21 protein-coding genes are annotated in these 26,771 nt (G+C 27.5%); 8 read left to right on the forward strand and 13 right to left on the reverse strand.

Annotated features, from left to right (window positions below; translation table 11 throughout):
- Nucleotides 1-2: 2 nt before the first annotated feature.
- On the reverse strand, nt 3-302 hold the full coding sequence (locus tag AELL_RS11615) for an ATP-dependent Clp protease adaptor ClpS (protein ID WP_118918109.1): 300 nt from the start codon (nt 300-302) through the stop codon (nt 3-5).
- Nucleotides 303-374: 72 nt separating this feature from the next.
- Here AELL_RS11615 and bioD point away from each other — a divergent pair, with 72 nt between their 5' ends.
- The 7 genes from bioD to AELL_RS11650 all read left to right on the forward strand — a co-directional run bounded on the left by bioD (nt 375) and on the right by AELL_RS11650 (nt 9,731).
- Nucleotides 375-1,010, forward strand: coding sequence for a dethiobiotin synthase (gene bioD, locus AELL_RS11620; protein WP_118918110.1), 636 nt, complete (start codon nt 375-377; stop codon nt 1,008-1,010).
- A 308-nt stretch (nt 1,011-1,318) separates the two neighbouring features.
- Entirely contained in the window at nt 1,319-2,449 is a 1,131-nt protein-coding gene (locus AELL_RS11625; RefSeq protein WP_118918111.1) for an HpcH/HpaI aldolase/citrate lyase family protein, read from the forward strand.
- A 19-nt stretch (nt 2,450-2,468) separates the two neighbouring features.
- The gene (locus AELL_RS11630) at nt 2,469-4,988 is read left to right on the forward strand and encodes an aldolase/citrate lyase family protein (RefSeq protein ID WP_118918112.1); all 2,520 of its coding nucleotides are present in this window, start codon (nt 2,469-2,471) and stop codon (nt 4,986-4,988) included.
- Between the two features lie 10 nt (nt 4,989-4,998).
- The gene (locus AELL_RS11635) at nt 4,999-6,057 is read left to right on the forward strand and encodes a MaoC family dehydratase (protein ID WP_118918113.1); all 1,059 of its coding nucleotides are present in this window, start codon (nt 4,999-5,001) and stop codon (nt 6,055-6,057) included.
- A 32-nt stretch (nt 6,058-6,089) separates the two neighbouring features.
- Nucleotides 6,090-7,073 (forward strand): HpcH/HpaI aldolase/citrate lyase family protein, encoded by a 984-nt coding sequence (locus tag AELL_RS11640; RefSeq protein ID WP_118918114.1) that lies wholly within the window; start codon nt 6,090-6,092, stop codon nt 7,071-7,073.
- 185 nt (nt 7,074-7,258) lie between these two features.
- Nucleotides 7,259-8,752, forward strand: a complete 1,494-nt coding sequence (locus AELL_RS11645) for a fumarate hydratase (RefSeq protein ID WP_118918115.1) — start codon at nt 7,259-7,261, stop codon at nt 8,750-8,752.
- A gap of 139 nt (nt 8,753-8,891) precedes the next feature.
- A complete protein-coding gene (locus AELL_RS11650; RefSeq protein WP_118918116.1) occupies nt 8,892-9,731 on the forward strand; it encodes a DUF5718 family protein in 840 nt (279 codons plus the stop codon).
- Nucleotides 9,732-9,743: 12 nt separating this feature from the next.
- Here the strand turns inward: AELL_RS11650 and AELL_RS11655 are convergent, their stop codons facing one another.
- On the reverse strand, nt 9,744-12,665 hold the full coding sequence (locus tag AELL_RS11655) for a methyl-accepting chemotaxis protein (RefSeq protein WP_118918117.1): 2,922 nt from the start codon (nt 12,663-12,665) through the stop codon (nt 9,744-9,746).
- 199 nt (nt 12,666-12,864) lie between these two features.
- Here AELL_RS11655 and mscL point away from each other — a divergent pair, with 199 nt between their 5' ends.
- The gene (gene mscL, locus AELL_RS11660; RefSeq protein WP_118918118.1) at nt 12,865-13,296 is read left to right on the forward strand and encodes a large conductance mechanosensitive channel protein MscL; all 432 of its coding nucleotides are present in this window, start codon (nt 12,865-12,867) and stop codon (nt 13,294-13,296) included.
- 32 nt (nt 13,297-13,328) lie between these two features.
- Here the strand turns inward: mscL and AELL_RS11665 are convergent, their stop codons facing one another.
- Genes AELL_RS11665 through flhB form a run of 11 tightly spaced genes read right to left on the reverse strand, consistent with a single transcriptional unit; the run spans nt 13,329 to nt 26,756 of the window.
- The gene (locus AELL_RS11665; RefSeq protein ID WP_118918119.1) at nt 13,329-13,892 is read right to left on the reverse strand and encodes a flavin reductase family protein; all 564 of its coding nucleotides are present in this window, start codon (nt 13,890-13,892) and stop codon (nt 13,329-13,331) included.
- A gap of 10 nt (nt 13,893-13,902) precedes the next feature.
- A complete protein-coding gene (locus AELL_RS11670) occupies nt 13,903-14,127 on the reverse strand; it encodes a hypothetical protein (protein ID WP_118918120.1) in 225 nt (74 codons plus the stop codon).
- Nucleotides 14,118-15,299: an MFS transporter gene (locus AELL_RS11675; protein ID WP_118918121.1), complete on the reverse strand. Its 1,182-nt coding sequence runs from the start codon at nt 15,297-15,299 to the stop codon at nt 14,118-14,120. Before AELL_RS11675 ends, AELL_RS11670 begins: the two co-directional genes overlap by 10 nt.
- Complete coding sequence (locus AELL_RS11680; RefSeq protein ID WP_118918122.1) at nt 15,286-16,992, reverse strand: molybdopterin-dependent oxidoreductase; 1,707 nt, start codon at nt 16,990-16,992, stop codon at nt 15,286-15,288. The genes AELL_RS11675 and AELL_RS11680 overlap by 14 nt, the downstream gene beginning before the upstream one ends.
- A complete protein-coding gene (locus AELL_RS11685) occupies nt 16,979-17,686 on the reverse strand; it encodes an efflux RND transporter periplasmic adaptor subunit (protein WP_118918123.1) in 708 nt (235 codons plus the stop codon). Before AELL_RS11685 ends, AELL_RS11680 begins: the two co-directional genes overlap by 14 nt.
- 8 nt (nt 17,687-17,694) lie before the next feature.
- A complete protein-coding gene (locus AELL_RS11690; protein ID WP_118918124.1) occupies nt 17,695-19,143 on the reverse strand; it encodes a BatD family protein in 1,449 nt (482 codons plus the stop codon).
- 2 nt (nt 19,144-19,145) lie between these two features.
- Nucleotides 19,146-21,257 carry a flagellar biosynthesis protein FlhA gene (flhA, locus tag AELL_RS11695; RefSeq protein WP_118918125.1) on the reverse strand — a complete coding sequence of 704 codons (2,112 nt, stop codon included), beginning with the start codon at nt 21,255-21,257 and terminating at the stop codon, nt 19,146-19,148.
- A 17-nt stretch (nt 21,258-21,274) separates the two neighbouring features.
- The gene (flgL, locus tag AELL_RS11700; protein ID WP_118918126.1) at nt 21,275-22,408 is read right to left on the reverse strand and encodes a flagellar hook-associated protein FlgL; all 1,134 of its coding nucleotides are present in this window, start codon (nt 22,406-22,408) and stop codon (nt 21,275-21,277) included.
- Nucleotides 22,405-23,709, reverse strand: a complete 1,305-nt coding sequence (fliI, locus tag AELL_RS11705) for a flagellar protein export ATPase FliI (RefSeq protein ID WP_164967256.1) — start codon at nt 23,707-23,709, stop codon at nt 22,405-22,407. Before fliI ends, flgL begins: the two co-directional genes overlap by 4 nt.
- Nucleotides 23,709-25,703: a tetratricopeptide repeat protein gene (locus tag AELL_RS11710; RefSeq protein WP_118918128.1), complete on the reverse strand. Its 1,995-nt coding sequence runs from the start codon at nt 25,701-25,703 to the stop codon at nt 23,709-23,711. Before AELL_RS11710 ends, fliI begins: the two co-directional genes overlap by 1 nt.
- A 3-nt stretch (nt 25,704-25,706) precedes the next feature.
- Complete coding sequence (flhB, locus tag AELL_RS11715) at nt 25,707-26,756, reverse strand: flagellar biosynthesis protein FlhB (RefSeq protein ID WP_118918129.1); 1,050 nt, start codon at nt 26,754-26,756, stop codon at nt 25,707-25,709.
- Between the last annotated feature and the right edge of the window lie 15 nt (nt 26,757-26,771).

Genomic DNA, 26,771 nt, shown 5'->3' on the forward strand with positions numbered 1-26,771 from the left:
TTTTATTCTTCTTCCATTACAGCTTTTAAAGGAAAGCCTTTTTCTCGAGCCATAGTTTTTACTTGTGCAACTTTTGTTGAAGCAATTTCATACGTATAAGTTCCACATAACTCTTTTCCATTATTATGAATGTTTAACATTATAACTGAAGCTTCATCAACAGATTTTCTAAATACTCTTACTAATACATCAATCACAAAATCCATAGTTGAAAAATCATCATTTAAAAGAAAAACATTATATTTCTTTGGCTCTTGTAAATCTAAATCATCATTTAATTCTATTTCTATTTCATTACTCACTTCAAACCTTTGTTTTGATAAAATCTCATTTGTTAATAAAAAACAACCAATTATAACAAAAAAGAGATAATTATGAAAAAAGATGCTAATTATTATATAAACAAATCAATATTTGTAACTGCAACAAACACTGATGTAGGTAAAACTTACGCTTGTGAAAAATTTTTAAAATATTTTGCAAAAGCTGGACTTAAAGTCGGTTATTTTAAACCTTGTGAAACAGGAGTTATTGATAAACCACTAGATGGTTCAAAAATGTTTGAACTAACAAAAGAGTTAAATAAACATTTCGAAAATGTAACTTTAAATGATGTTGTTCCATATCAATTTAGACTTCCTGCTGCTCCTTATGTTGCATCAAAAGATACTATTATAGATATAGAATTTTTAAAAGAGAAAAAAAAGTATCTTCAATCTTTTTGTGATATTTTGATTATTGAAGGTGCTGGTGGACTTATGGTTCCTGTTAAAAAAGATTTGTTTATGATAGATTTAATAAATATATTTGATAGTTCTGCTTTTTTAATCACTCCTTCAAAACTAGGTTGTATAAATGACACCCTACTCTCATGTGAAGCTTTAAAAAATAAAAATATAGATTTTGAGTTTTTTATAAACTTATTTCAAGATATTGATACATTTGATGAAGTTTCAAAACCATTTTTAATTGACTATTTTGGTGAGTTAAATTTCTTACAAGATTTGTAAAAAATAGAAAAATTGGAAAAATTTTCCAGTTTTTTTTTAAATTACGATTTTTTTACTCTTAATTTTCACTAGCTTTTTACTACTTTTTTACATTTTTTTGACATAACTTTAAGTTTTGTTTCCCTTATTATAGGCTTTAAAAGAACTTTTTTAATTCTAAACTTAAATTTATTTACTATTTCAAAAGACATAAAAACAATTCATTTTAAATTGTGTATAAATTCTCTATTAGTTTTCATGTATAATATTACGTTTACTAAACATGGAACAAATAGCATTAAAATCAAATTATGAAAGGTAGATAAAAAATGACTTCTGCAATAGATTTATCTAAATTAACAGCAAATGATGATTTAACACCAATTTTAGGTGGATATTGGCCTGGTATCCAAATTTATTACCCACCAATTAAATTCAATCCATTAGATGGAACATATGAGAGTATGGAACAAGCAAAACTAAGATTACAAAAACACGCTTATAAAACAAAAGCTCATACTGTATTATTTGACTTAGAAGATGGATGTAGACAAAAAGCTATGTCAAGAGAACTTTTAATTCAAGAGTTACCAAAATTTCCTGAAAGAAATTTTCAAATAGCTGTAAGAATAAATCCATTCAGAACTGATGAGTATGAAGAAGATTTAAAAATGTTAAAACAAATTCACCAATATATAGATGTTATCGTTTTAGCAAAAGCTGGAGAAGTTTATGGTTCAGCTGAAATCAGAGATTTATCTTCTTGGTTAGTATCTATTGGAAGTAAATTAACAATTCAGCCAATCGTAGAGCACCCAAAATCTTTACAAATTGCTGATAGATTAATGGAACATTCAACTGTTAAACACATCGTATTTGGTATTCACGATTTTTCAAAAGCAATGGCTTATAAAATCACTCCAAAAGGATGGATAGATGAATTAGAAACTTTCTTTAATATGCTTACAATGGAAGCAAGAATTAAAGGAAAAGGAGTTATTGGAGGAGTTGAAGTTATGTTAACACCTCACTCATTACCAGATTCTTGTGTTGAGAAAAAAGACATTAGAAGATGGTTAGATTTACACGGTGACGAAGCTAGTAGACATGTTTACGCTCATGCAATTAGAGAAAATGCAATGGGATTAACTGGAAAACAAGTTATTACTCCAAATCATATTAATGTTTGTAAAGTTGCATTTACACCAAGTCCAAATGAAATTGCAAAAGATGTATCAATCTTAAAAGCTGCTATTGAAGCAGATGCTTTATTAAGTGGAGCAATTAGATACGAAGGTGAAATGTTAGATCCACCAATGTTCGGTAAATCTCTACAAAATATCTTAAGAGCTTATGCTTTAAGAAGTTTAGAAAAAGAAGATGAACTATTTGCATTATCTGTATTAAATAGAATGCCAATTCATACGTTTAAAGAAAACTGGCCATACGGTCAACTGTAATTTCGTAAGGAGATTTATTATGAGTGAAACAATTAAAATAGAAGTACCTGAATTTTTAAATATTGGGGTAGCTTGTACATCATCACATGTTGGAACAGCAAAAGAGAACAATATTGCGATGGTTATTGAAGATGATAAACTAGGAACAGATGAAATAACTTATAAAGAGTTAGCAAAAAAATCTGACCAAGTTTGTAATTTCTTTACAGGAATTGGACTAGAGCCAAGAGATAGAGTATTAGTTTGTTTAAAAAACTCTTTAGCTTACCCTATTTCGTTTTTTGGAACTATGAAAGCTGGAATTATTGCAGTTCCTACTTCAACACTTTTAAGTGGTAGTGAAGTTAAATATCTTGCAGAAGATTCACAAGCAAGAGCAATTGTATTAAGTGCTACTATGTATGAAAACTTAGTTCCTTACTTAGAAAATTGTGATAATTTAAAGACTATTGTTGTTGCTGGAATTGATAGTGTTGAAGAGTTAAAAAAACCAAAAGATATTAATGTTTATTCATTAAATGAAATCTTTGCAAATACTGATACAACACCAAATCATTATAATTCAAAATCAGGTGAGCCTGCGTATTTAGTTTATACATCAGGAACAACTGGTTATCCAAAAGGTGTTTTACATTCACATAGATCACTAATTGGAAGAAAACCAGCAACTGATTATTGGTTTGATTTTAAAGAGAATGATAGAATCATGCACTCTGGTAAATTTAACTGGACTTACGTTTTAGGTTCAGCTTTAATGGACCCATTATTTAATGGTCATACAGTTATTGCATATGAAGGAGCAAATGATGCCTCAACTTGGATTGATTTAATTAAAAAACACCAATGTACAATTTTCATTGGAGTTCCAACAATTTATAGACAAATCATCCAAAAAACAGATTTCACACTTGATGATTGTCCATCATTAAGATATTGTATGAGTGCAGGAGAGCATTTATCAGATGAAATGTTAGGATTATGGAGAGAAAGATTTAAACAAGATATTTATGAAGCAATTGGAATGTCTGAGTGTTCTTATTATATTTCTCACTCTAAATATAATCCAATTAGACCAGGAAGTGCGGGATTCCCACAACCAGGACATATCGTAAAACTTTTAGACCCTGAAACTTTAGAAGAAGTTGGTGTTGAAGAAGAAGGTATGATTTGTATTGGAGAAGATGACCCAGGATTATTCTTAGAGTATTGGCAATTAGAAGAAGAAACTGCAAAATCAAGACATGATGGATACTTCTTCACAGGAGATTATGCTAGACGTGATAAAGATGGATATATTTGGTTTATTGGAAGAAAAGATGATATTATCAATACATTTGGATTTAGAGTATCTCCACATGAAATCGAAAGAGTTGTAAAAACTCATGATGCAGTTGCTGATTGTGTTGCTTTTGGTTTAGATATTGGTAAAGATAAAACAATAGTTGCAATTGCAGTTATTGGACATGAAGAGTTAAGTGAAGAAAAACAAGCGGAAATTTTAGCATTTGCTCAAGCAAATCTTGCAAAATATAAAGCTCCAAAAGAGATTTTTGCAATGCTTGATTACCCAAGAACAAAAAATGGAAAAGTTTTAAGAAAACAACTTGTAAAACAATTACATGAAAAATATCATGCAATTGAAACAGGAACAAAAATTGTTGAATATAAAGCTAGACGTTCTATGTTATTTGTTCCACCATATAACAAACATAATGTTGAAAAAGCAAAAACTGTTTTAGCAGATAGTGTTATTTTTGACTTAGAAGCAATTTTACAAGAACAAAGAGAAGTTGGAAGACAAACTATTAAAGAAGTTTATAAAGATAGTGGTTCTAAATTTGGGGAAAGTGAAAGAGTTTTAAGAATTAATAATCTTGGAACTGAAGATCTTAAAAAAGATTTAGAACTTGCTCGTGAAATTGAAATTGATGGTTTATTATTCTCTAAAATCCAAACAAAAGAGGATGTTTTAGAAGCAGTTAAACTAATTGAAGAGATTAATCCTAATCTAACTTTAATGATTATGATTGAAACTCCATTATCAGTTTTAAATATTCATGAGATTTGTGCAGCTAGTCCTAAAGTTGAAGTTGTAGTTGTTGGTTCAAACAAACTTGCAAATAGACTTCAAATTGATATCAAAAAAGGTTCAAAAGCGATGTTTAATTACTTATCGCAAATTGCACTTGCATCTAAAGCATATGGAAAAACTGTAATTGATGGACCACACTTTGATGTTCATGATGAATTTGCTTGTGAAGATTCAACAAAAGATGCATTTAATTTAGGATTTGATGGTAAATCATTAATTCATCCAATTCAAATTGAATATATCAATGATATTTTCACTCCAAAACAATCTGAAGTTGAAGATTATGAAAATATGATTGCAAAATATGAAGAAGCTGCAAAAGAAGGGAAAGAAGTTATTTTACATAATAATAGATTAGTTGACTCTTCTAAAATTAAATGGGCAAGAAAAATGATTACATTGTATGAAACATACAAATCATTAGGTCAAAATTTATTTGGTAAATAAGGAGTTTAATTTGTCTAAGATAAATATGGGTAATTTTTTTGAAGATTTTTCAATCGGTCAAAAAATAGTTCATCCACTTCCTAGAACAATAAGCGAAGGAGATGTATCTTTATACATCGCTTTCACTGGTTCTAGATTTGCCCTACACTCTTCTGATGTAGTTGCAATTGAGATGGGATATGATAAAAGACCAATTGATGATATTTTAATGTTCCATTTAACATTTGGAAAATCTGTACAAGATATCTCTTTAAATGCAATTGCAAATTTAGGATATGCAGAAATGGCTTTCCCAAATCCTGTATATGTTGGCGATACAGTAAGTATGACTTCAACTGTTATTGGATTAAAAGAGAATTCAAATGGTAAAAGTGGAGTTGTTTATGTTCACTCTGTTGGTGTAAATCAAAATGGTGCTGTTGTACTTGATTTCAAAAGATGGGTAATGGTTCATAAAAAAGACCACTCTAATTTAAGTGGTGTTAATGAAGTTCCAACTTTTGCAAAAACAACACCTATTTCACAAATTAATATTCCAACTATTAAATGTGTTGATACAGATTCAACTGGTGGAAAATATTTCTTTGAAGATTATGTTGAAGGTGAAAGATTAGACCATCCAGAGGGAATTACAGTTGATAATAGTGACCATACATTAGCTACTAAGTTATATCAAAACAATGCAAAAGTACATTTTAATGACCATATGATGAAAAGTACACCAATGGGTCAAAGATTGATGTATGGTGGAATCATTATTTCAATGGCAAGAGCTATTTCATTTAATGGTTTACAAAATGCTCAATGGGTATGTGCTATAAATAGTGGAGCTCATGCAAACCCTACATATGCAGGTGATACTATTTATGCTTATACTGAAATTTTAGAAAAAATTGAAGTAAATAGAGATGATATTGGATTATTAAGAGTTAGAACTATTGGTTTAAAAAATCAAACTCCTAAAGAAACTCCAACTCCAAAAAGTGAAGATGGTAAATATTTACCAAATGTTGTACTTGATTTAGATTACACTATTGTAATTCCAAAAAAAGTTACTGAAAAGAAATAAAACAAATTTAATTTTAACAAAAAGGAAAAAATATGACACACCCAAGCGAAGCTTTATTTGAAAATGGTAAATCTTTACCAATTATCCCAACTTGTGAACACTTTGCAGGAAGCGAAAAGCTAATCCTAAAAGGTTTTGAAATGCAAAAAAAACTTGGACCTGTTTTTGATATTACTTGTGATTGTGAAGATGGTGCTGAAACTGGTAAAGAAGTTGAACATGCTCAAATGATCGTAAGAGTTGTTAATTCTGATGAAAATCCTTATGCAATGGCTGGAACTAGAATTCATGACCATTCACACCCAGATTGGAGACAAGATGTTGATATTTTAGTTCCAGGTGCTGGAGAAAAATTAGCATATATCACATTACCAAAATCAACTTGTTATGAAGATGCAAAAACTCAAATTGAGTACATTCAAAAAGTGGCAAAAGAAGCTGGAATTTCAAGAGAAATCCCAATTCACGTATTAATTGAAACTCATGGTGCATTACAAGATGTAGAAAAAATTGCTACATTACCATGGTTACAAGTTTTAGATTTCGGATTAATGGATTTCGTTTCTGGATACCAAGGAGCAATTCCAGCAATTAACATGAGAAGTCCAGGTCAATTTGATCACAGATTAATTGGAGCTGCAAAAGCTAGAGTTGCACAAGCAGCTATCCAAAATAAAGTTATTCCTGCACACAACGTAACTTTAGATTTAAAAAACCCATACCAAACTTATAAAGATGCTGAAAGAGCTAGAAATGAGTTCGGATTCATGAGAATGTGGTCTATTTACCCAACACAAGTACAAGCAATCGTTGATGCAATGAAACCAGATTTTACAGAATTAGAAGCTGCTCAACACATCTTAATCAAAGCTCAAGATGCTGAGTGGGGACCAATCCAATATGATGGTGAGTTACACGATAGAGCAACTTATAGATATTTCTGGGAATTAGTTCAAAGAGCTAAATTCTCTGGTGCTAAATTAATGGAAGAGACTGAAAAAAGATTCTTCGCTTAATATTTTAAACATTAGCCCTTATGGGGCTTTTGTTTCTTTTTTAAACAAACAATTTCTACATAAATTTTCAAGTATATCAAAACTAAACACTTTTTATAAATATTCACTTTTTTATTAGTTTAAAAAAGTCTATTTTCATAAGTGCATTGGTATAATTGTTGAATTTCTAAGCAAAAAGGAAAAAAATGAGCAAAAAAATTACAGAACAAGATATTATAGACTCAGTTGCTTCAGCATGTCAATATATTTCGTTTTACCATCCTGAAGATTTCGTAAAAGGAATGGTTGAGGCGTATGAAAAAGAACAATCTGAATCAGCTAAAAATGCAATTGGACAAATTTTAATTAACTCTAAAATGTGTGCAATGGGACACAGACCACTTTGTCAAGATACAGGAAGTGTTAATATTTTTGTAAGAGTTGGATTAAAAGCTAACTTAGATATTACAAAAAATTTAGAAGATTTATTAAATGAAGGTGTAGCTAAAGGTTATACAGACCCTGATAATACTTTAAGATATTCAGTTGTTGCTGATCCAGCAGGGAAAAGAACAAACACAAAAAACAATACTCCAGCAGTTATCCATGTTACAGTTGATAATTCTGATGAATTAGATATCACAGTTGCAGCTAAAGGTGGAGGAAGTGAAAATAAATCTAAATTTGCTGTATTAAATCCTTCTGATTCAATTTATGACTGGGTTATGGCTAATGTAAGAGAAATGGGAGCTGGATGGTGTCCTCCAGGAATTTTAGGAATCGGAATTGGTGGAAATCCAGAAAAAGCAATGCTTTTAGCAAAAGAGTCTTTAATGGGTCATGTTGATATTCATGAGCTACAAGCAAGAGGTCCTCAAAATGCTTTAGAAGAATTAAGATTAAAACTTTATGAAGATATCAATAAAGTTGGAATTGGTGCACAAGGTTTAGGAGGGTTAACAACTGTTTTAGATGTTAAAATCTTAGATTATCCTTGTCACGCAGCTTCATTACCAGTTGCTATGATTCCAAACTGTGCAGCAACAAGACACATTCACTTTAAATTAAAAGGTGATGGACCAGCTGTATTTAAAAAACCATCTTTAGATTTATGGCCAGATATCAAACTTCCAATGGATACTATTAAAAGAGTAAACATTGCTGATTTAACAAAAGAGAACTTATCTCAATTCAAATCAGGAGATACTTTATTATTATCAGGAAAAATTTTAACAGCAAGAGATGCTGCTCATAAAAAAATCGTTGAGTACAAAAATGCTGGAAAACCACTTCCAAATGGTGTTGACTTAAAAGATAAATTTATCTACTACGTTGGACCAGTTGATCCAGTTAGAGATGAAGTAGTAGGACCAGCAGGACCAACAACATCTACAAGAATGGATAAATTTACTAAAGATATGATGGAAATCGGTATCATGGGTATGATTGGTAAAGCTGAAAGAAAACAACCAACAATTGATTTAATTAAAGAGTACAAATCTATTTATTTAATTGCAACTGGTGGAGCAGCTTACTTAATTTCTCAATCAATCAAAGGTGCAAAAACTTTAGCATTTGAAGAACTAGGTATGGAAGCAATTTACGAATTTGAAGTTGAAGATATGCCAGTTACTGTTGCTGTTGATACAGAAGGAAATTCTATTCATACAACAGGTCCAGCTAAATGGAGAACAATCTAATCTAATTTACAAAGGGGCTACCCTTTGTAACACTTTCCTAAAATAATCCTTAGGCTAACAAACTATATTTCTTTTTTGACTTTTTCAAGACCAACTTTATGCTATTGTTCCGTCCAAAGAAAATATTATAGGAAATAATATGAATTTATTAGAAGATTTAAAAGACTATTTAGGCTTTGCAGTTGCAGGAAACTTTGCAAATCACTTAGGTGAAGCTGGAGAAGCCGATGAATTTTCTGTAATAAAAACAAAAGAAAAAGATGCACCAAAAGGGATGTTCCCTTTTTATATAAAAGGACATAATAGTTTTTTAGGAACATATCCAATTTGTGATGAAATTATTTTAACTCATGGTAGAGAAAAAGATAATTTACAAGTTGAAGCTGAAGTTGCATTAATCTGCGATTTTATTTATGAAAATGATAAAGTTATTGATATAGTACCAAAATATTTTTCGGCATTTAATGACTGTTCAATTAGAATTCAAGATGGAAACAAACTTAGTACGAAAAAAAACTGGGGAACAAATACAAAAGGAATTTCTCAAGACCTTATAGAAATTGATAATTTCACAGAAAAAGGTATTTTGAGTAAATATCATATCTCTTCATTTATAAAAAGAGATGGTATTGTTTATGATTATGGAACTACAAGTGCCGTAAAATCATATAGTTATTTCTTTAATCAATTAAAAGATTGGATGATTGAAAAATTAAATACTCAAGAAGATTGTGGACCACTTGAAGAGTTAACTCAATTCTTAAAAGTTGCAGCTAAAGATGCAAAAGGTATTTTAATAGCTGCAGGTGCAACAGCATATACGGAGTTTGGAAAACATAACTTTCTAAAAAAAGGTGATGAGATTTTTGTTTATGTTTATAATGCTCACGCACATAGTTTTAATGATATTATGAATGATATGTGTGGAATGGATACTTATTTAGGTCAGTGTTCAAAACTTCATCAAATAGTTCAATAAAAGATAGATTTTCTATCTTTTATTAGATTTTGCTTCAATATATAAAATATCATTTAAACTATCAAATACTTTTATAGTTCCTTCTTCAATTTCACTTGCTGTTTTTCGTAAATGTTGATTCTCTGCTTTAGTTGCATTTTTAGTCATATATTCTTGAACTTTTTTATGTACATTTTCATGGTTTTGTTTTAAATTATTCCACTCTTTAACTTTTGTAAACTCTTCATTTTTAGCTTCACAAGAACTAATCCATTTTCCTAAATTACAAGATTTACAATCAACAACTGTACAATTTTCAAAACTATCTAAAGTTTTAAAATAACTCTTTTTAAAATTTATATGGTCATTTTTATATTTTGAAATCTCTTTCATCAAATTGATATTTTCAACCATTTCATAATATTTTTCATCAATTTTTGACAAAGATGTTATCTCTAACAATCTACTAGAGAGTTTTGAAACTTCACTTGATAAAATATCAATATTTGAAGCCGTCATTGCATTTTTTTGAGTTGCACTATCTAATCTTGAAATAGTGTCATTTATTTGAATAATTCCACTCTCTTGCTCTTTACTAAATTGAGTTACACTATCTATAATCTCTTTTGTTTGAGAGATTTTTGATGTAAGATTTTCATAACCTTTTATCATATCATCAGCGATAACTTTTCCTTCGTTAGATTTTAAACTTGCACTTTCAACTAAAGTTTTAATCTCTCTTGCGGCATCTGCACTTCTACTTGCTAAATTTCTAACTTCTGCTGCAACAACTGCAAATCCTTTTCCAGCTTCTCCAGCAGTTGCTGCTTCAACTGCTGCGTTTAAAGATAAAATATTTGTTTGGAAAGCTATTTGGTCAATTACTGTGATTGCTTCATTTATAGCTTTTACTTTTTCATTTATCTCATCCATTGATAAAGAAGTCTTTTTAGCTGCCTTACTTCCATGTGTTGAAGCATCATTTAACTCATCAGCAATTTGTAACATTTGATTCATATTTGCATTATTATTTTTAATATTTGCAGTAATTTGTTCAAGTGCAGCTGAACTTTGTTCAAGAGAACTTGCTTGTTCTGTTGATGAAATAGCCAATTCATTTGAAGAGTTTGCTAAAACTTTTGTATTTTTTTCTAAATCATTTCCAGCATTTGTAATCATTGCAATTAATTCAGAAGAAGATTGTCCTAAAAGAACTGTTGAAGAACAAAGTGTTCCAAAATCTCCATACATTCCCCTTGTATGAACTTCATCTAATCTATATTTATAATTTCCTTGAGAATAATTATTTAACAAGATATTTAAACTATCAATTTTTAATTTAGTTCTATTTATCATTTTATTTATGATTTCAACTAAAGAAGCTAACTCTTTTGATGAAGCTTTTGTTTTTATAGAATATTCAAAGAAACCATTATTTACTTTTTCTATAATATCAGTAATTTCAATAACTACTTTTTTGTCATTTTCCATTATTTTTTCAATTTTTTCAACTTGAATATTCATATTTTGAGTCATTAAAGCAAACTCATCTTTTCCTTCCATTTGATTTAATCTAATTTCATCTTTTTCTCTCATCGAATAAGAGAAAAATTCATCTAAATTATCTTGGAATTTTTTTATAGAACTTGAGATTTTATTTGTCATTAAAGTAATTACAATAAATAAAATTACAATCATCGCTAATAATATTAATAAGAACATTATCACTTGATTATCTAAAGTTGAAACATTTGATTTAATATCCATTATCATATCATCAACAATTTGAGTCTTTATTTTTTCTAAAGAATCTATTCTTTTAGAAGATACTTCTTCCCATTTAGAACCATTTGAACCATAGATATTTTTTGATAAAGTTTCTATTGCTCTTAAAGTCTTTAAATCCATCTCTTTTGTTTCATTTAATTCATTATTATCATATGCTTTTGCCATATAATTATCTATTGTTGATTCAATTATATTTAATAATTCAATCTCTTCTTTTGAAACACCTTCTAATCTTTTATACTCTTTTACTGCTCTTGAAATTTTTGTATGACTTTTTTGAATTTTATTTAAAAGATTTTCATCTTGATTTATCACAAAGTCTTTATAAAAATGAATTAATCCACCAAATCCTAATGCTTCTTTTATTGAAGATAATAAAACATCTTTTTCAACTTTTGATACCAACACTCCTCTAAACTTATCAACTTCTTTAAAACTCTCTGTTTGAGCTTCATTTTTTAATAACTCAAGTTCTTTTAGAGTTAGATTTTTTATTAATACTTCAATATAAGCATTTTGAGATGCCACATAAGATATAAAATCATTATAATTGCTATTTGTAATAGAACTATGTTCAAAAATATTTTTTACAATATTTTTTTCACTATAAGATTTTTCAATTACATTTACTAAAGATACATAAGCTTGTGAAGATTTAGATAACTCTTTGCTATTTGAATAAATTAATAAATCATCAAAAAATGAGATTAAATTTAAACAATTTTTATCATAATAACTAACTAAATCACTTATACTGATTTTTAAATCAATAACTTTTTTTCTATTTTCTGCTAAGGCTTCTAAATCTTTTTTATACAAATTTATTTTTTCTAATAGATTTTTATCATCTTTTATCAGTTTAAAACTCTCTATAAAAGTATTTAGTAATTGTAGATTTTCATCACTATTTTTAATTTGAGTTAATAGTTCATCTTTTTTATTTTTTCCATAACTGTTCAAATACAATATTGATAGTTCTCTCTCTTTTTGAAAACTGGTTAATAAAGTAGAAATTTTAACAGTAAATTCAATATAACTGGAAGTTCTAGCCATATTTCTCTCTTTCTCAATTTTTGTTGAGATTAGAATAGAAGATAGAATAAATATTGTAATTAAAGGTAAAAGCAATATTAATAATATCTTATTTTTTAGTTTTAGATTATTCATTTTTTCTCCAAAAGATTATCTTCTTGGAAATATATTCTTTATTATTTGAATAAAAGGTTATGTGTATAAAGCTTGTAACCAAGCTGTAATTTACGAATTATTTTTTAATTATTTTTTCTTTTTTAATTATAAACTCTATTATTTTATTATCAATAAAGTTCTTTTAATTATAATTCTAAAAAATTATAAAGGATTAAAAATGCTAAAAGAATTTAGAGATTTTCTTATAAAAGGAAATGTTGTAGATATGGCTGTTGGATTTATTTTTGGAGCAGCTTTTGCAACACTTATAAAATCACTTGTTACAAATATCATTATGCCTCCAATTGGATTATTACTTGGAAGAGTAGATTTTTCACAACTATTCATCTCTTTAGATGGTATCTCATATGCAACACTTGCCGATTTAGAAAAAGTTGGAGCACCTGCAATTAAAATTGGAGTATTTTTAAATGATACAATTTCATTTATTATTTTAGGTTTTGTGATGTTTATGTTTATAAAATCTTATAATAAATTAAAAAAAGAGGAAATAAAACCAGCACCTACAACAAAAGTTTGTAGTGATTGTGCAATGGGAATTCCTGTTGCAGCAAAAAAATGTGGACACTGCGGTAATACAGCCGTATAAAAACTAGAAATTAAAAGGCAAAAGCCTTTTAATTATAAATCAACTAAAGCTTTAAATGTTACTCCACATCTTCCGATGTTTTCAAGATTTATATGATTTCTTTCATTAATTCTGTCATCTTCAATAAACTGATATTTTAACTCTAAAACAACAGGTGTTGTATCTCCTGGAATTTTATACGTATCATAATATTCACAAAATAATGCACTTTGAGAAGATGCAATCATTGGAGGGAAACCTTCCATTACATTTTTTACTTCAATTTCAAATTTCTCAATTTCACTAACTTCTTTTCCAAGAGGTGTAGCACATTTTTGTACATATTCAACATTCTCTTTATTTGCAAAACAAATAGTTGCTCTTTTTGTTTTCAAAATATTTGCTAAACTATCTTTTGGACTTCCATCATCTTTTTTCCCAATTGCCACAATCAAAAGTGCAGGATTTGAAGAAATAGGAATAAAATATGAAAATGGCGCTGCATTTAATACACCTTCATCTTCTGTAACAATCCAAGCAATAGGTCTTGGAATTACAGTTCCTGACATTATCTTATATCTATTTAAGTCATCAATATCTTTATAATCTAAAATCATCTTTTCCCTTTTATATTTTAAATTCTTGTTCTACGTTTTTTGCTATTAATTCACCTTTTAAAGTTAAAAATGAATCACTAACAAACTCTTCACTTTTTAGTTTTTTCAATAATTTTTTACCCTCTTTTAAAGTGAATAATCCTGTATTTTCTAATTTTAAAACCACCTCATTTAAAGACTCATTTGACTCTTTTTTTAAAATTGCTAGTAGTAAAATTTTTTCATTTATATCCATTTTAAAATCCTTGTATAATAAAAAGCAAAGGCTAAAAAACCAATTCCTAAAAGTATAGTAATTATATCAGTTGAAATTAAACTTGCCATTAATCCAATAAATAAAGTTGTAACGACACAAGCAAGCATAAAAAACATATCATTGTATGAAATCACACGTCCTATATATTTTTCATCACAATTATTTTGTAATAAAGCATAAGTAAATGACCATAAAGTCGTAGTACTTAGTCCAACAATAAATAAAGAGATTAATGAAATATAAAAATTACTTTGAGTTAAACTCCATAAAATTATCGCTAATCCTTGAAAAGCTAATAAATAGTGCAAGTTCTCTTTGGTAACATATTTTGAGATAAACATTGGTCCAAACATAAGTGCAACTGCTCTTACTGCATTTGAAAGTCCAATTGCAAGTGGAACAGAAATAATATATTTATACTCATTTTTTGCCAAAATAGTTATAAGTGCATCAAAAGATGTAAGTCCAACACTTGAGTGTAAGAATATAAGATGAAGTATTAATTTATTGTTTTTTATATAAATAAATCCATCTTTTATTAATTGAAATATTTTATCTGTTGTTTGGCTAGCTTTTACAACAAAATCTATTCTAATAAAAACAATTAAAGCAACTGCAAAAATTATTGCATCTATAATAAAAGCTGTTTTATGTCCAAAAGAGTTAACAACAAATCCACTAACTGCCATGCCAACAGCATATGTAAATGACCAAATAATTGAGTGTATCTCATTTGCCATTTGAAGTGGTTTCCCATTTAAAAGTTTTGCTAAAAGTGACATCTCAGTTGAAAAAAACATAGAAGCTGCACTCATTCTAATAAATATCAAAATCATCAAAAACCAAATTTGTTCTTTATTATCAATGGTTAAAAATAAAATTGTCATCAAAAGTTCAGTTGAAAGTAAAAAAATCATTAAAGGTTTGATTTTTACCCTATCTATAATTGCCCCTGAAAGTGGAGCAATTAATATCGCAGGAATAAAATGCATTGCTGTTACTACTGAAATTGCCATTTCAGTTGAACCAAAATCAACAAGCATAGTATAAATTGCTACGTTTGAAAACCAAGCACCAAAGTATGCTATAAATTGAACTAAAGATAAATCTCTTATTATCTTATGTTCACGGAATAATTTACGATAATTCAATTTGAACTAAAACCTCTTGATACATCGCTGAAAATGAGTCTTCATCTTCAAGAGCAGGTGTTAAATAGTTTGCATTTTTATTTCCAGCAAAAAAGAATGCACAATTTTCTTTTATATCATCATCTATTTTTACTTCAAATTTTGCGTTTCCATATTTTGAAGAGATATTTACAATATCGCCATCTTTAAAATTTGTTTTAGAATTTAAGTAAACAAAATCATCTTTTGAGAATTGAGAATTTAATGAATTTTTATTTTTTGCAGTTATAAAATAAAAATTGTCTTGCGTTTTTTGTTTATAAAGTGGTTCAATATCAAGTTCATCTAAAAATTCAAATGTTTCAAACTCTTCTAATTCTGGTTTATGATTTTCAAAATAAGAGATTATCTCATCTTCATCTTTTAATTTTTCAAATCCAAATTTTTCCAATAAAAAGTTTGTTAATTCATATTCACTCAAACTCTCTTGAGTTTTCTCTTTTACAATTTGAGAAATAGATTTTAATTCATGTCCATAAGACAATCTAACATCTTTTTTACTTAAAAATGAAGTTGAGGGAATAATCAAATTTGCATATTCACAAGTTTCATTTAAAGTTGTCCCAAAATATACTACAAAACTATTTTTTAAACCCTCTATCACTTTTTTTGTATTTGGATGTGAAACAACAGGATTTGCACCTTGAATAAATACTAAATCATAAGAGCCAAAATCAACTTTAGGAATTGAAACTTTTTTATTGTTTCCTTTTATTTCAAAAGGTTTTTTATATCCAAAAGCCGAATTACTTAAATACCAAACTCCACCTGCTTCTTTTTTATGATAACCCATAAAAGCAGCAAAGGAGTCAATACATCTCATAATTTGTGAACCTTCAAAATATTTCTGAACTCCAAGACCAACCATAATTGCAACGTTTTTATTCTCTATTAAATCAAAAAAATCATTTACTAAAGAAAGAGGAATTCCAGTTGTTGCTTCATAAGAAACAACTGGTCTTCCCCTTGAAATATCAAAAAAATCATCTGCATTATTTCCAAACTCTTCAATAAACTCTTTATCTTCCAAATCTTGCATATGAGCAAATCTTGTAAGTAATAAAGCCAATTCATAATCTGTTTTTGGATTTATTTGCATATGAATTTTTGATTTTTTTGCAATATCCGTGCAAACTGGGTCAATAGTTACAAAAGTTTTATCTTTAACCAAATTATACATATGAGAAGAAGTAACACTAAAATTTCTTCCCCAAACGACTATTACATCAGCATTAAGAAGTTTTTCAAGTGGAGGATTTATTACATTTGTACGACCAGCTTCAATTCCAGCTCCGCCTCCGCCATCACATAAACTTCCACGTGTTAAAGTTGAACCATATAAAGTAAAAAAGTTTTTAGTTACACTTTGCATAACTCCAATATTTCCACTTCCTTTATAAAATAGTGTTTTTATTGGTGTTGTTTGTTTTAATTTATCTACTAAAATATTTAAAGATTCATCCAATGAAATCTCTTTACCTTCATAAATAGCTTTTTCTAAATTTTTTTCTTTTAACAAATTTGCAAAATTAACACATAATTTTCCATTTGTAGTTTTATGTTCTTTTGAGCCTTTTATATTATTTTCAATCATTTGTCCTTGACAAGCATCGTAACAATCAAGTGGACATGCTACTTTATTATTTGAATTCAATTTTTACCAACCTTGAAAATTGTTGAGCATTTGTTACAATCAATTCAACTTTATATGCTGAAATATTTGTACTATCTGCTACATCATAAATTTTTGATATTTTTATATCACTTTTAATTCCATCTAAATATATCTCTTTATTTTTTATCTCTTCAATTTGTGCAATAGGAACAAAAATTTCTAATTTACCTTTTGATAAATCTTTTGCTTCATAAAGTAAAGTTCCAGGAGTTACATAATCTTTCTCTTTAACAGCTATGTTAAAAACATAATTTGATTTTTCAACCAATTTTTTATTTGAAATAGTATCTTTTAGATTCTCTATTTTTATTAACATATCAGCTTTTGAACTCTCTAAATTTATCACTTTTAACTTTTGTGTATCTTTTTCAAAAGCTGATTTTGAACTCACTTGATTTAATCTATCATAATTATTTTGTTCAATTTTTAACATCTCATCAATAAATTTTAATTTATTTTTTGATTGTTCCAATTCAACTCTATCAACACTTGAATCCAACTCAACAATAGTTGTATTATTTGCTTTTAAACCTTCTATTTGGGAATTTGAAAAGATAACTTTTCCAGCAACCGCTGCTTTTACTTGATAACTCTCTATTGGTTCTAATTTTGCATAATATTCATTTGCAAAAATCGATGTAATCATAATTACAGATAATAAAAAAATCTTCATATTTTTCCTTATAATTTTAATTCTTTTAAAATATTAATAATCTCTTTTTTTAATAGTTTAAAATCTTCTTCTTTTTCCAATCTAAAAATCAATTCATCTAATCTAGAATCAATTTTTAGATATATTGCTAGAATTTTTATTAGCTCTTTTTTACTTTTAGACTCTTTTACTCTTTTTAATAAAGGATAAATTTCATCTTTATTTTTTCTTTTTGAAGTTATAACATAAAAATATAAACTTACTATTAATAATGAAAAAACTATACCTAAAACAAAATATAATATTTTATCTTCAAGGGAACTCTTTTCAACTATTTTTACAACTTCTTTAGTTTCAACATTTTTATCCGCTTTTTCTAAAAAACTCTCTTTTACTTCTTTTTCTTCAACTTTAATCTCATAAGTTTTAGTTGTCTTAGTTACAACTTTTTCTTCATTTTTATCAAAATATTCAAAAGTTATACTTGGAAGAATAAAAGATTTATTAGAAACTATTGAAAATACTTTTTCATAAGTTCCTTCATATTTATCATTTGAAATATATGTTTTTATTTCAGGTTTATTTTCATAAATTGTTACATCAGATAAAGGAAGTTTAATATCTAAAATATCATCAAAATTCCCAGTTCCTGTTATTTTTAATTTATAAGAAACTGCTTCCCCTGCTTTGATTTTTTCTTTATCAATTGTTGATTCAATCTCAAAATCACCAACAAGTTTTATATCTTGTGGTAGCTTTTTTATTTTAAGATTTAGTTCATTTGAATAAATATTTATATCTTTTGTTGTAGAAAAATATGATTTAAAACTCTCATCTATTATTTGAGCTTGAAGTAAAATGGGATTAATAGTTAAAATTCCATCTTTTAATGGAGTTAATAAAAATTTTAATTCTATAACATTAAAGTCATTTTCTTCATATTTTTTTGTATCATCAATTTGTTTATACCAAAATCCATCAAAAGTTGGTTTATTTAAAGACAATCCAACTATTTTTGCATCTTTTTTATGTTTAAATAAAATTTTTAAAATAAAATTTTCACCTACATAAAACTCATTTTTATCTACATTAATACTCAAATCAAAAATATCAGATTTTGTTTTTGAAACTTTTTCTACAACTATATTTTTTTCTTTAGTTTTAAACTTTTCTCCATCAATCTCAAATTCTAAAGAGGGAAATATAAAATCTTTTCTAGGGATTAAAGAATAACTTTTTTTTATAACTTTTGAAACTGTTCCATTTATTATATTTGTAGAAATTGAACTAGAAATCTCTTGAACAACATTTCCATCTATTAATGATAAATCAGGGAATTTTACTTTTTCACCAGAAATTTCAATAGTAAAAACTAAAGGTTCACCTAAAATGACTTTTTCATTTAGATACAAATTTACATTTGCCAAAAGTGACAAAATGAAAAATTGAAATAAAAAAAATATTTTAATTAGTTTCATAATTAAAACTCTAAAGTTCCCTCTATTGCAAAATTTGCTTTTGAATCAAGTTCTGCATGTGATAATACAGAAACTTGTAAACCAAATTTCTCATAAATTTCAGAAATTCTTTTTCTAAGAACTGGGTCAACAACCATACAAACTTTTGAAAAACCTTTTGCTTCAACAGTATCTAAAAGTTGTTTTGTTTTAGTTACAAGATTATTAATCTCAGCAATTGAAAGCATTAATTGAGAAACTCCATGATGTTCTTGAAGTTTTCCAATAAATTGTTGCTCAAGCTCTGGTTTTATTGTAATAATATGTAAAACATTATCCGTATCTTTAAACTTTTGCGTAATCAATCTATAAAGTTTAGCACGTACATGTTCAAGTAAAATTTCAGGAGCTTTTGTAAATTCTGCAATATCAGCAACTGCTTCAATTATTGTTAACATATCAACAATAGGTATTTTTTCATGTAATAAATCTTTACATACTTTTAATAAAGCACCATAAGAAGTAACTTTCATTGCTTCATCTATAACTATTGGGAAATCTTTTTTCAATCTATCAACAATATCAACAATATCTTGTCTTGTAATAATATCTTCTGCATGTCTTTTTATAATTTCTGAAATATGTGTTGAAATAATTGTTGGTGCATCAACAACTGTAAAACCTTTCATTAAAGCTTCTTCTTTTAATTCAGGACCAATCCAAGTTGCATCAAGATTAAATACAGGCTCTTTTACTTTTAAACCTGCTAATTTTTCATTTCCTAAACCACCCATTGCAAGGAATTTATCGACTTCTATTCTTCCTTTTGCTAATGGAATTCTTTTTAAATAGAGTTGATACTCATTTGCTCCTAAATTTGCATCATCTGAAATTCTAATTTGTGGAATAATAAATCCTAATTCACTTGCTATTGTTTTTCTAATAGCTTTTATTTTATCTAATAATTCAGAATTTCCTTGAACCAATTGTAATAATCTAATTCCAAGTTTTAACTCTAAAACTTCTAGTTTCATTATATTTTCAATAGTTTGATTTTCATCAGGAACAGCAGCACTTTTTTTCTTCTCTTTTAAAGAAGAGACATTTTCATCAATTTTTGATTTAACAGCTTGAGGTTTAAATAATCTAGTGATTGCATTATCTTGTTTATCTTCAATCATAGTAATTACATATCCAATAAATACCATCATTAAACCCATTACCATTAAAATTCCTGCTGGGAATCCTGGTACAAAACCAAATAAAATCATACCAATACCAACAAGAATTAAAGATTTACTATCTTTAATAAGTTGATTAACTGATTGACTTGCAAATTTATCTTCATCCATATTAGAACGAGTAATTATGATTGCTGTTGCTGTTGATAAAATTAAAGCTGGGATTTGTGCAACTAATCCATCACCAATAGTTAAAATTGTATAGATTTCTCCAGATTGAGCTACAGTCATATCATGTTGGAAAAGCCCTATTAAAATTCCACCAACTAGATTAACCATTGTAATAATAATACCAGCAACAGCATCACCTTTTACAAACTTTGAAGACCCATCCATTGCTCCATAAAAATTTGCCTCTGAAATAAGCATCTTTCTTCTTTCTTGAGCCTCTTTGTCATCAATAAATCCAGCATTCAAATCAGCATCTATGGCCATTTGTTTACCAGGCATAGAATCAAGTGTAAATCTTGCTGTTACTTCAGCAACCCTTGTAGCACCTTTTGTTACAACCATAAAATTTATTAACACTAAAATAATAAATACGATTATTCCAATAACCATATTTCCACCAACAACAAATTCACCAAAAGCTGCAATAATAGAACTTACTGCATCTGGACCATTATGCCCTTCACTTAAAATAGACCTAGTTGTTGCAATATTTAAAGATAACCTAAACAGAGCAAGAATTAAAATAAGTGTTGGAAATGTTGTTAAATCTGATGGTTTTTGAATATATAAAGATATTAATAAAATCAATAAAGACAAAGATAAAGATATTACCAAAAAGAAATCCAAGATTCCTTTTGGTAAAGGCACAATTATAATTGCAAGTATAGAGACAAAAAGTGCAACGACAATTAAGTCTTTTGAAAATATCTTTTTTATGTTCATATATTAATTTTTATTAGTTAATTCATAAAATTAACTAATGACAGTTGATTTGTTTTACTTATTGTTGAATAAAGTGCTGTATAAGTTAATTCTAATGCTTTTGCTTGAAGTGCAACTTCAGTTAAGTTAGAAGAACTTAAATCCTGTGACAATTTTTTATACTGAGTCAATTTTGAACCAATACCCTCTAAAGATGTTTCAAATATTTTATTTCGACTTCCTAATTCAGCATGGGCAATATTAACCCCATCATAAGCTTTTGTTAACTCTTCTAAACCTTTTCCTATTAGAGTTCTAGCTTGAGTATCTGAGATAGGATTACCAGCAGAATCAACTTTGTTTAAACTATTTACTACATTATCAATTAAATCAAAAATATTTGTTTTTGCTTCAAACTTTGTTCCAACTGCTGTAAGAACAGGTGTTGAATAAGTATTTGTTACAACATCAAAAGTTACAGCCATTGTATCAGTAGTCACATTACCATCTGGATCATACTTAGTTAAAGTATCATTAGTTGGACTGTTTAATTTCCATTCATTCCCATCTTGGTCAATAATCCTATCAGTTGCACTAAAAGTTAAAGATTGGTCTTTATAAGCTGTTGATGAAGAATACATCATCATATCAAAACCATTAACACCTCTTTCTCGATAAGAACCCTCTTCTACTGCTACACTTCTTAATTTATTATCACCAACATAAGTTACTTTACCATTTGCATCCATTTCAAATGGTTTAATTGAAGAATCTGAACCAGTAAATACATACTCTCCTTCAACATGTGTGTTTGCTAAATCATAAAGATTTTCTTTCATCCCTGCAATATTAATAGCAATTGCTTTAAGTCCATCTTCACCTGTAGTATCTGTATTAGCTTTTATTAACTCTGCATTTATGTATTCTAAAATTTTTTTAATTTCTTTTATACTTGAATCCGCTGTGTTATTTTGTACAACTGTTCTTTCTATTTGAGTCTCTATTCCTTCATAAGTTCTAATCTTATCATCAACTGATACAATTCTTGAATATAAAATAGAATCATCACTACCATTTTCAAGTTGCTTTCCACCATATTGGAAGTTAAGTTTTCGCTGCAAGGTATCTAGATTATTTAATCTATACATCATTTGTTCTGTTTGATTAATCATTGTAAAACCTTTCTAAAATTAGCAACGGTATCATCAAAAGCGACAGTTTGTTGACTATCTTGTGTTAAGAACTCTCTAATTCTTTCTTTTTTTGCCATTGCATTGTCAAGTTCTGGGTCCATACCTGACTTGTATGCACCAACTCTTACTAAAACTTCATTCTCTTTTATTAATGATAATACTCTTTTTAACTTTAAAAAATCATTATAATGCTCTTTAGTAACTACCTTATCCATTACCCTTGAAGCAGATTTAAGAAGATTTATAGGTGGATAAAAACCTTGTTCAGTTAATTCTCTTGTTAAAACTATATGCCCATCCAAAATAGACCTACTTTGGTCTGCAATTGGATCATTCATATCATCACCATCAACTAAAACCGTAAAAAATGCAGTTATTGAACCTTTTTGATTATTTCCTGCTCGTTCCATTAATTGTGGCAATAAAGAAAATACAGAAGGTGGATAACCACGACTAACTGGTGGTTCACCCGTACTTAAACCTATCTCTCTTTGTGCCATTGCAAATCTTGTAACAGAATCCATCATAAGTAAAACATCATGTCCTTTATCTCTAAAAAACTCTGCAATACTCATAGCTGTAAAAGCACCATATTTTCTCATCAAAGCTGATTCATCAGAAGTTGCAGTAATAATAACAGTATTTTCTAAATTATTATTTAGATTATAATGGATAAATTCAGGAATTTCACGTCCTCTTTCCCCAATTAAAGCTACAACTTTTATTTGAGCTTCACAACCTTTTACAATCATTCCCATTAAAGTAGATTTTCCAACTCCTGAACCTGCAAAAATACCAATTTTTTGACCTTTTCCACAAGTTAACATCGAATCAATTGCTTTTACTCCTGTTCCAAATCTTTTATCTATAATTCCTCTTTCAAGAGCTGGCATTGAAAGTTTATTTATAGCAGCATTTTCTTCTAGATTTCTTATTTTTCCTTTATTATCAATAGGTTCACCTAAAGCATTTACAACTCTTCCTAATAAACCATAGCCACATTTAACACTAAGTCCATCTTTTTGTAAATAAACCTTATCATGTATTCTAAAACCTTCTATAAAAGAAAAAGGAACAATAGTAAAATTTGTATCATTAATCGAAGCTACCATTCCTAAAACCGTGTATAGATGTTGAACTGATTCTATTTTAACTATATCTCCAACTGCAACTTCAAGTCCAGTTGCTGTTAAAGTTGTAGTAGAGATATTTGTAATTCTTCCAAAAGCAATTGATAAATTTGTAGGATCAATTTTATTTAATATATCATCTATATTCATCACATCTCATCACACATTTTTTTATAAAGACTATCTGTTGTATCTTTTACTTCTTTACACTTTAAAATATACTCATCTTTTTTATCTTTATTTCCTAAATTATCATATAAATTTAATATATCATAATAAATTTTCACCTCATCATTAGGTTTAATTTTTCTTGTATTTTCCAATGCTTGAAGTAAATAATCAACTGATTTTTGATAATTATTATTATCTTTTTCAATTCTTGACAACTCATTTTCAACAAAAGGCGAATATATAAAAGCTTTAAAATCTTTCTGTTTATCGTAAAGTTTTTTTATTATTTCATTTGCTTCTTTTTTATCTTCATTTTTTAATAAATACAAATAATAATCGTGATAAAAATCAATAATTACGGGATTTGATTCATTTAACTTTATAAAATTTGGATATAAAGATGCATAAATAAAAAACTTCTCCATAAAATTTGGATTATCTTTAATCTTATTTATTTGATATCTATAAATAAACTCTTTTGCTAAAACATTTTTATCATCAACCATTTCAACTTTAGAAGAAAAATCAAATGCTTCATCAATTAAACCTAAAGAAAATGCCATTTTTTCGAGGTATAAATAGATATTTGCATCTCTTGTTTTATTGAATGTCTCTTTTATTTGATGATAAGCTCTCTCATATGGAGCTTCAACTAAACATTCAAAAAAATTATATTTTACACTTTCATCTTCTATCAATTTTTCCAAAGTTTCATTTCTTGAAGTTTTTAAAATATCATTTAATTCTGAACATTTACCTTGAGATAAATAATCTTTAATTAAATCCATATTAACTTCATCAAATATCTCATCAATACTGTTATATCCAAATCTTTTAACTATCTCATTTGAAACTTTTCTATATACTTTTTCTGTTTTTAAAACTTGTTCAAATTTTCTATCATTTTTATCATTCATTAATTCTTGTAAAAGTGCTTTTTGTTGCATAGCTTCAACATCTTGGTATTTTGTTGCAACTGCACTTGGAGTTAAAAATCCTTGTCTCATTAATATTTCATCAATAAACATTTTTGAATTTTTTGCATGAATACCTTGAGGATAATCATTTATTACATCTTTATACAAATCTTTTGCTTTTTCTAAATAGTAATTTGTTTTATCATACATTAGCATATAAGTATTTGCTAATTTATATTTAAAATCTTCAATAGCATCATCTTTTGTAGTTCTTTTTAATAATTCAGTTAAAATTTCAGCTGCATGTTCTGGCATTCCAGCTTTTATCAAACGATTAACTTTTTTATTTGCAAGATAAGAATCATTTGCGTAAAACTCTATATTATTCTTTAAAACTTGAGTAATTAATTCATTTGCTTTATCATATTTTTCATCTAAAATATATACATCAAATAACTCATCAGCAACCAATGTTGCAACCTCTTTATTGTTTGTAACAGTTAAAATTTCATAAAGATATTTTATTGCTTTTGTATAATCCTTTTGATATTTATAAACTTTTGCAAGGGAAATTTTCCCATAAGTTTTTGTTAATTCATCGTCAAAATTATCAATTATTACCTGTGCAAAATATTTTGCATCATCCATTTTATTTACTTCAAGTTTTAACTCAACTAATAACATATAAGCTTTTGATAAATCATTTTGGTTAATATATGAAGAGTTTATTGCACTTTCAAGTTCAGTTGATGCCTCTAAAATCAATCTTTTAGACTGTTTTTTTAAAGCTAATTCTGCATACAAAATCATAATATCAGAAGTTAAAACTTTTATTTTATTTTTTTCTTTGAAATCTTTTATTTGAGAGTAAGCATCATCTATTTTATCATCTCTAGCTAGCAATCTTGCATTTTGTAAAATATCAAAACCATCAGTTATAGATTGTTTTCTCTCTTCTGAAATTTGTGCTCCTGATGAATCAATGAAACTATAGTAAAAATCTTTTTTTGCATTTAAAACATTTACTATTAAAAAAAGTGTTAATACGAATCTCAATTTTTACCTTTTTCTTTTTAACTCATAAATATAAGAGAAAATTTCTGCCATTGCTTTATAAAAACTACTTGGTATCTCTTTATCAACTTCTATTTGTTCATACAAAGACCGTGCAAGTGCTGGATTTTCTATTATTGGTATCCTATTTTCTCTTGCTATATCTTTTATTTTTAAAGCAAGAAAATCTATTCCTTTTGCAGCAACTACTGGAGCTGAATTAACTTTATTATCATATTTTAAAGCAACTGCATAATGGGTTGGATTTGTTATTACAACATCTGCATTTGGAACATTACTCATCATTCTTTTTTGTGCCATTTGCATTTGAATTCTTCTAATTCTACCTTTTACTTGAGGATCTCCCTCCATATTTTTGAACTCATCTTTAATCTCTTGTTTACTCATTCTTAAAGATTTCATATAGTAGTGCCTAGAAAAATAAAAATCAATTATAGCAAAAATAATAAGAATAAATAGAATTGCTAAAATAAAATATATTGACAATTGCAACATAGTATTTATAGTTGCTGTTGTTTCTTGATTCATCATCATCAAAAACTCTTTATTTGTTAATATAAAAAGTATAAACATAACAACCATAATTATTGTTAATTTTAAAGTCAATTTTAATGCTTCAATAAGTTTTTTAAATCCAAAAATATTTTGTATCCCTTTTATTGGGTCAAGTTTTTGTAAATCAAATTTTAAAGGAACAGTTACAAAACCAAATTGCATCCAATTTGTTGCCATTGCTAAAATAATAACTAAAATAAATAAAGGAGCTAATGCTTTTAATAAAGTAAGTGTTACAGTATAAGTTATTGTGAAAAAAATAGTACTATCTAATTCTTGACCTATAAAACCATAAGAAAACATCATAAGTTTTTTTATTTCAATTAATGAAAAAGATGAAAAAAACAGTAAATACAATGATCCGAAAAACAGAATCGTTGCACCTGTTACTTCCATAGATTTATTTACATTACCTTCATTCTTGGCATCTTCAAGTTTTTTGGATGTGGGTTCTTCGGTTTTTTCTTCTTCATCAGCCATATAATATTCCTTAAA

Origin of the sequence: Arcobacter ellisii, assembly GCF_003544915.1 — a bacterium.
GTDB classification, from domain to species: domain Bacteria; phylum Campylobacterota; class Campylobacteria; order Campylobacterales; family Arcobacteraceae; genus Aliarcobacter; species Aliarcobacter ellisii.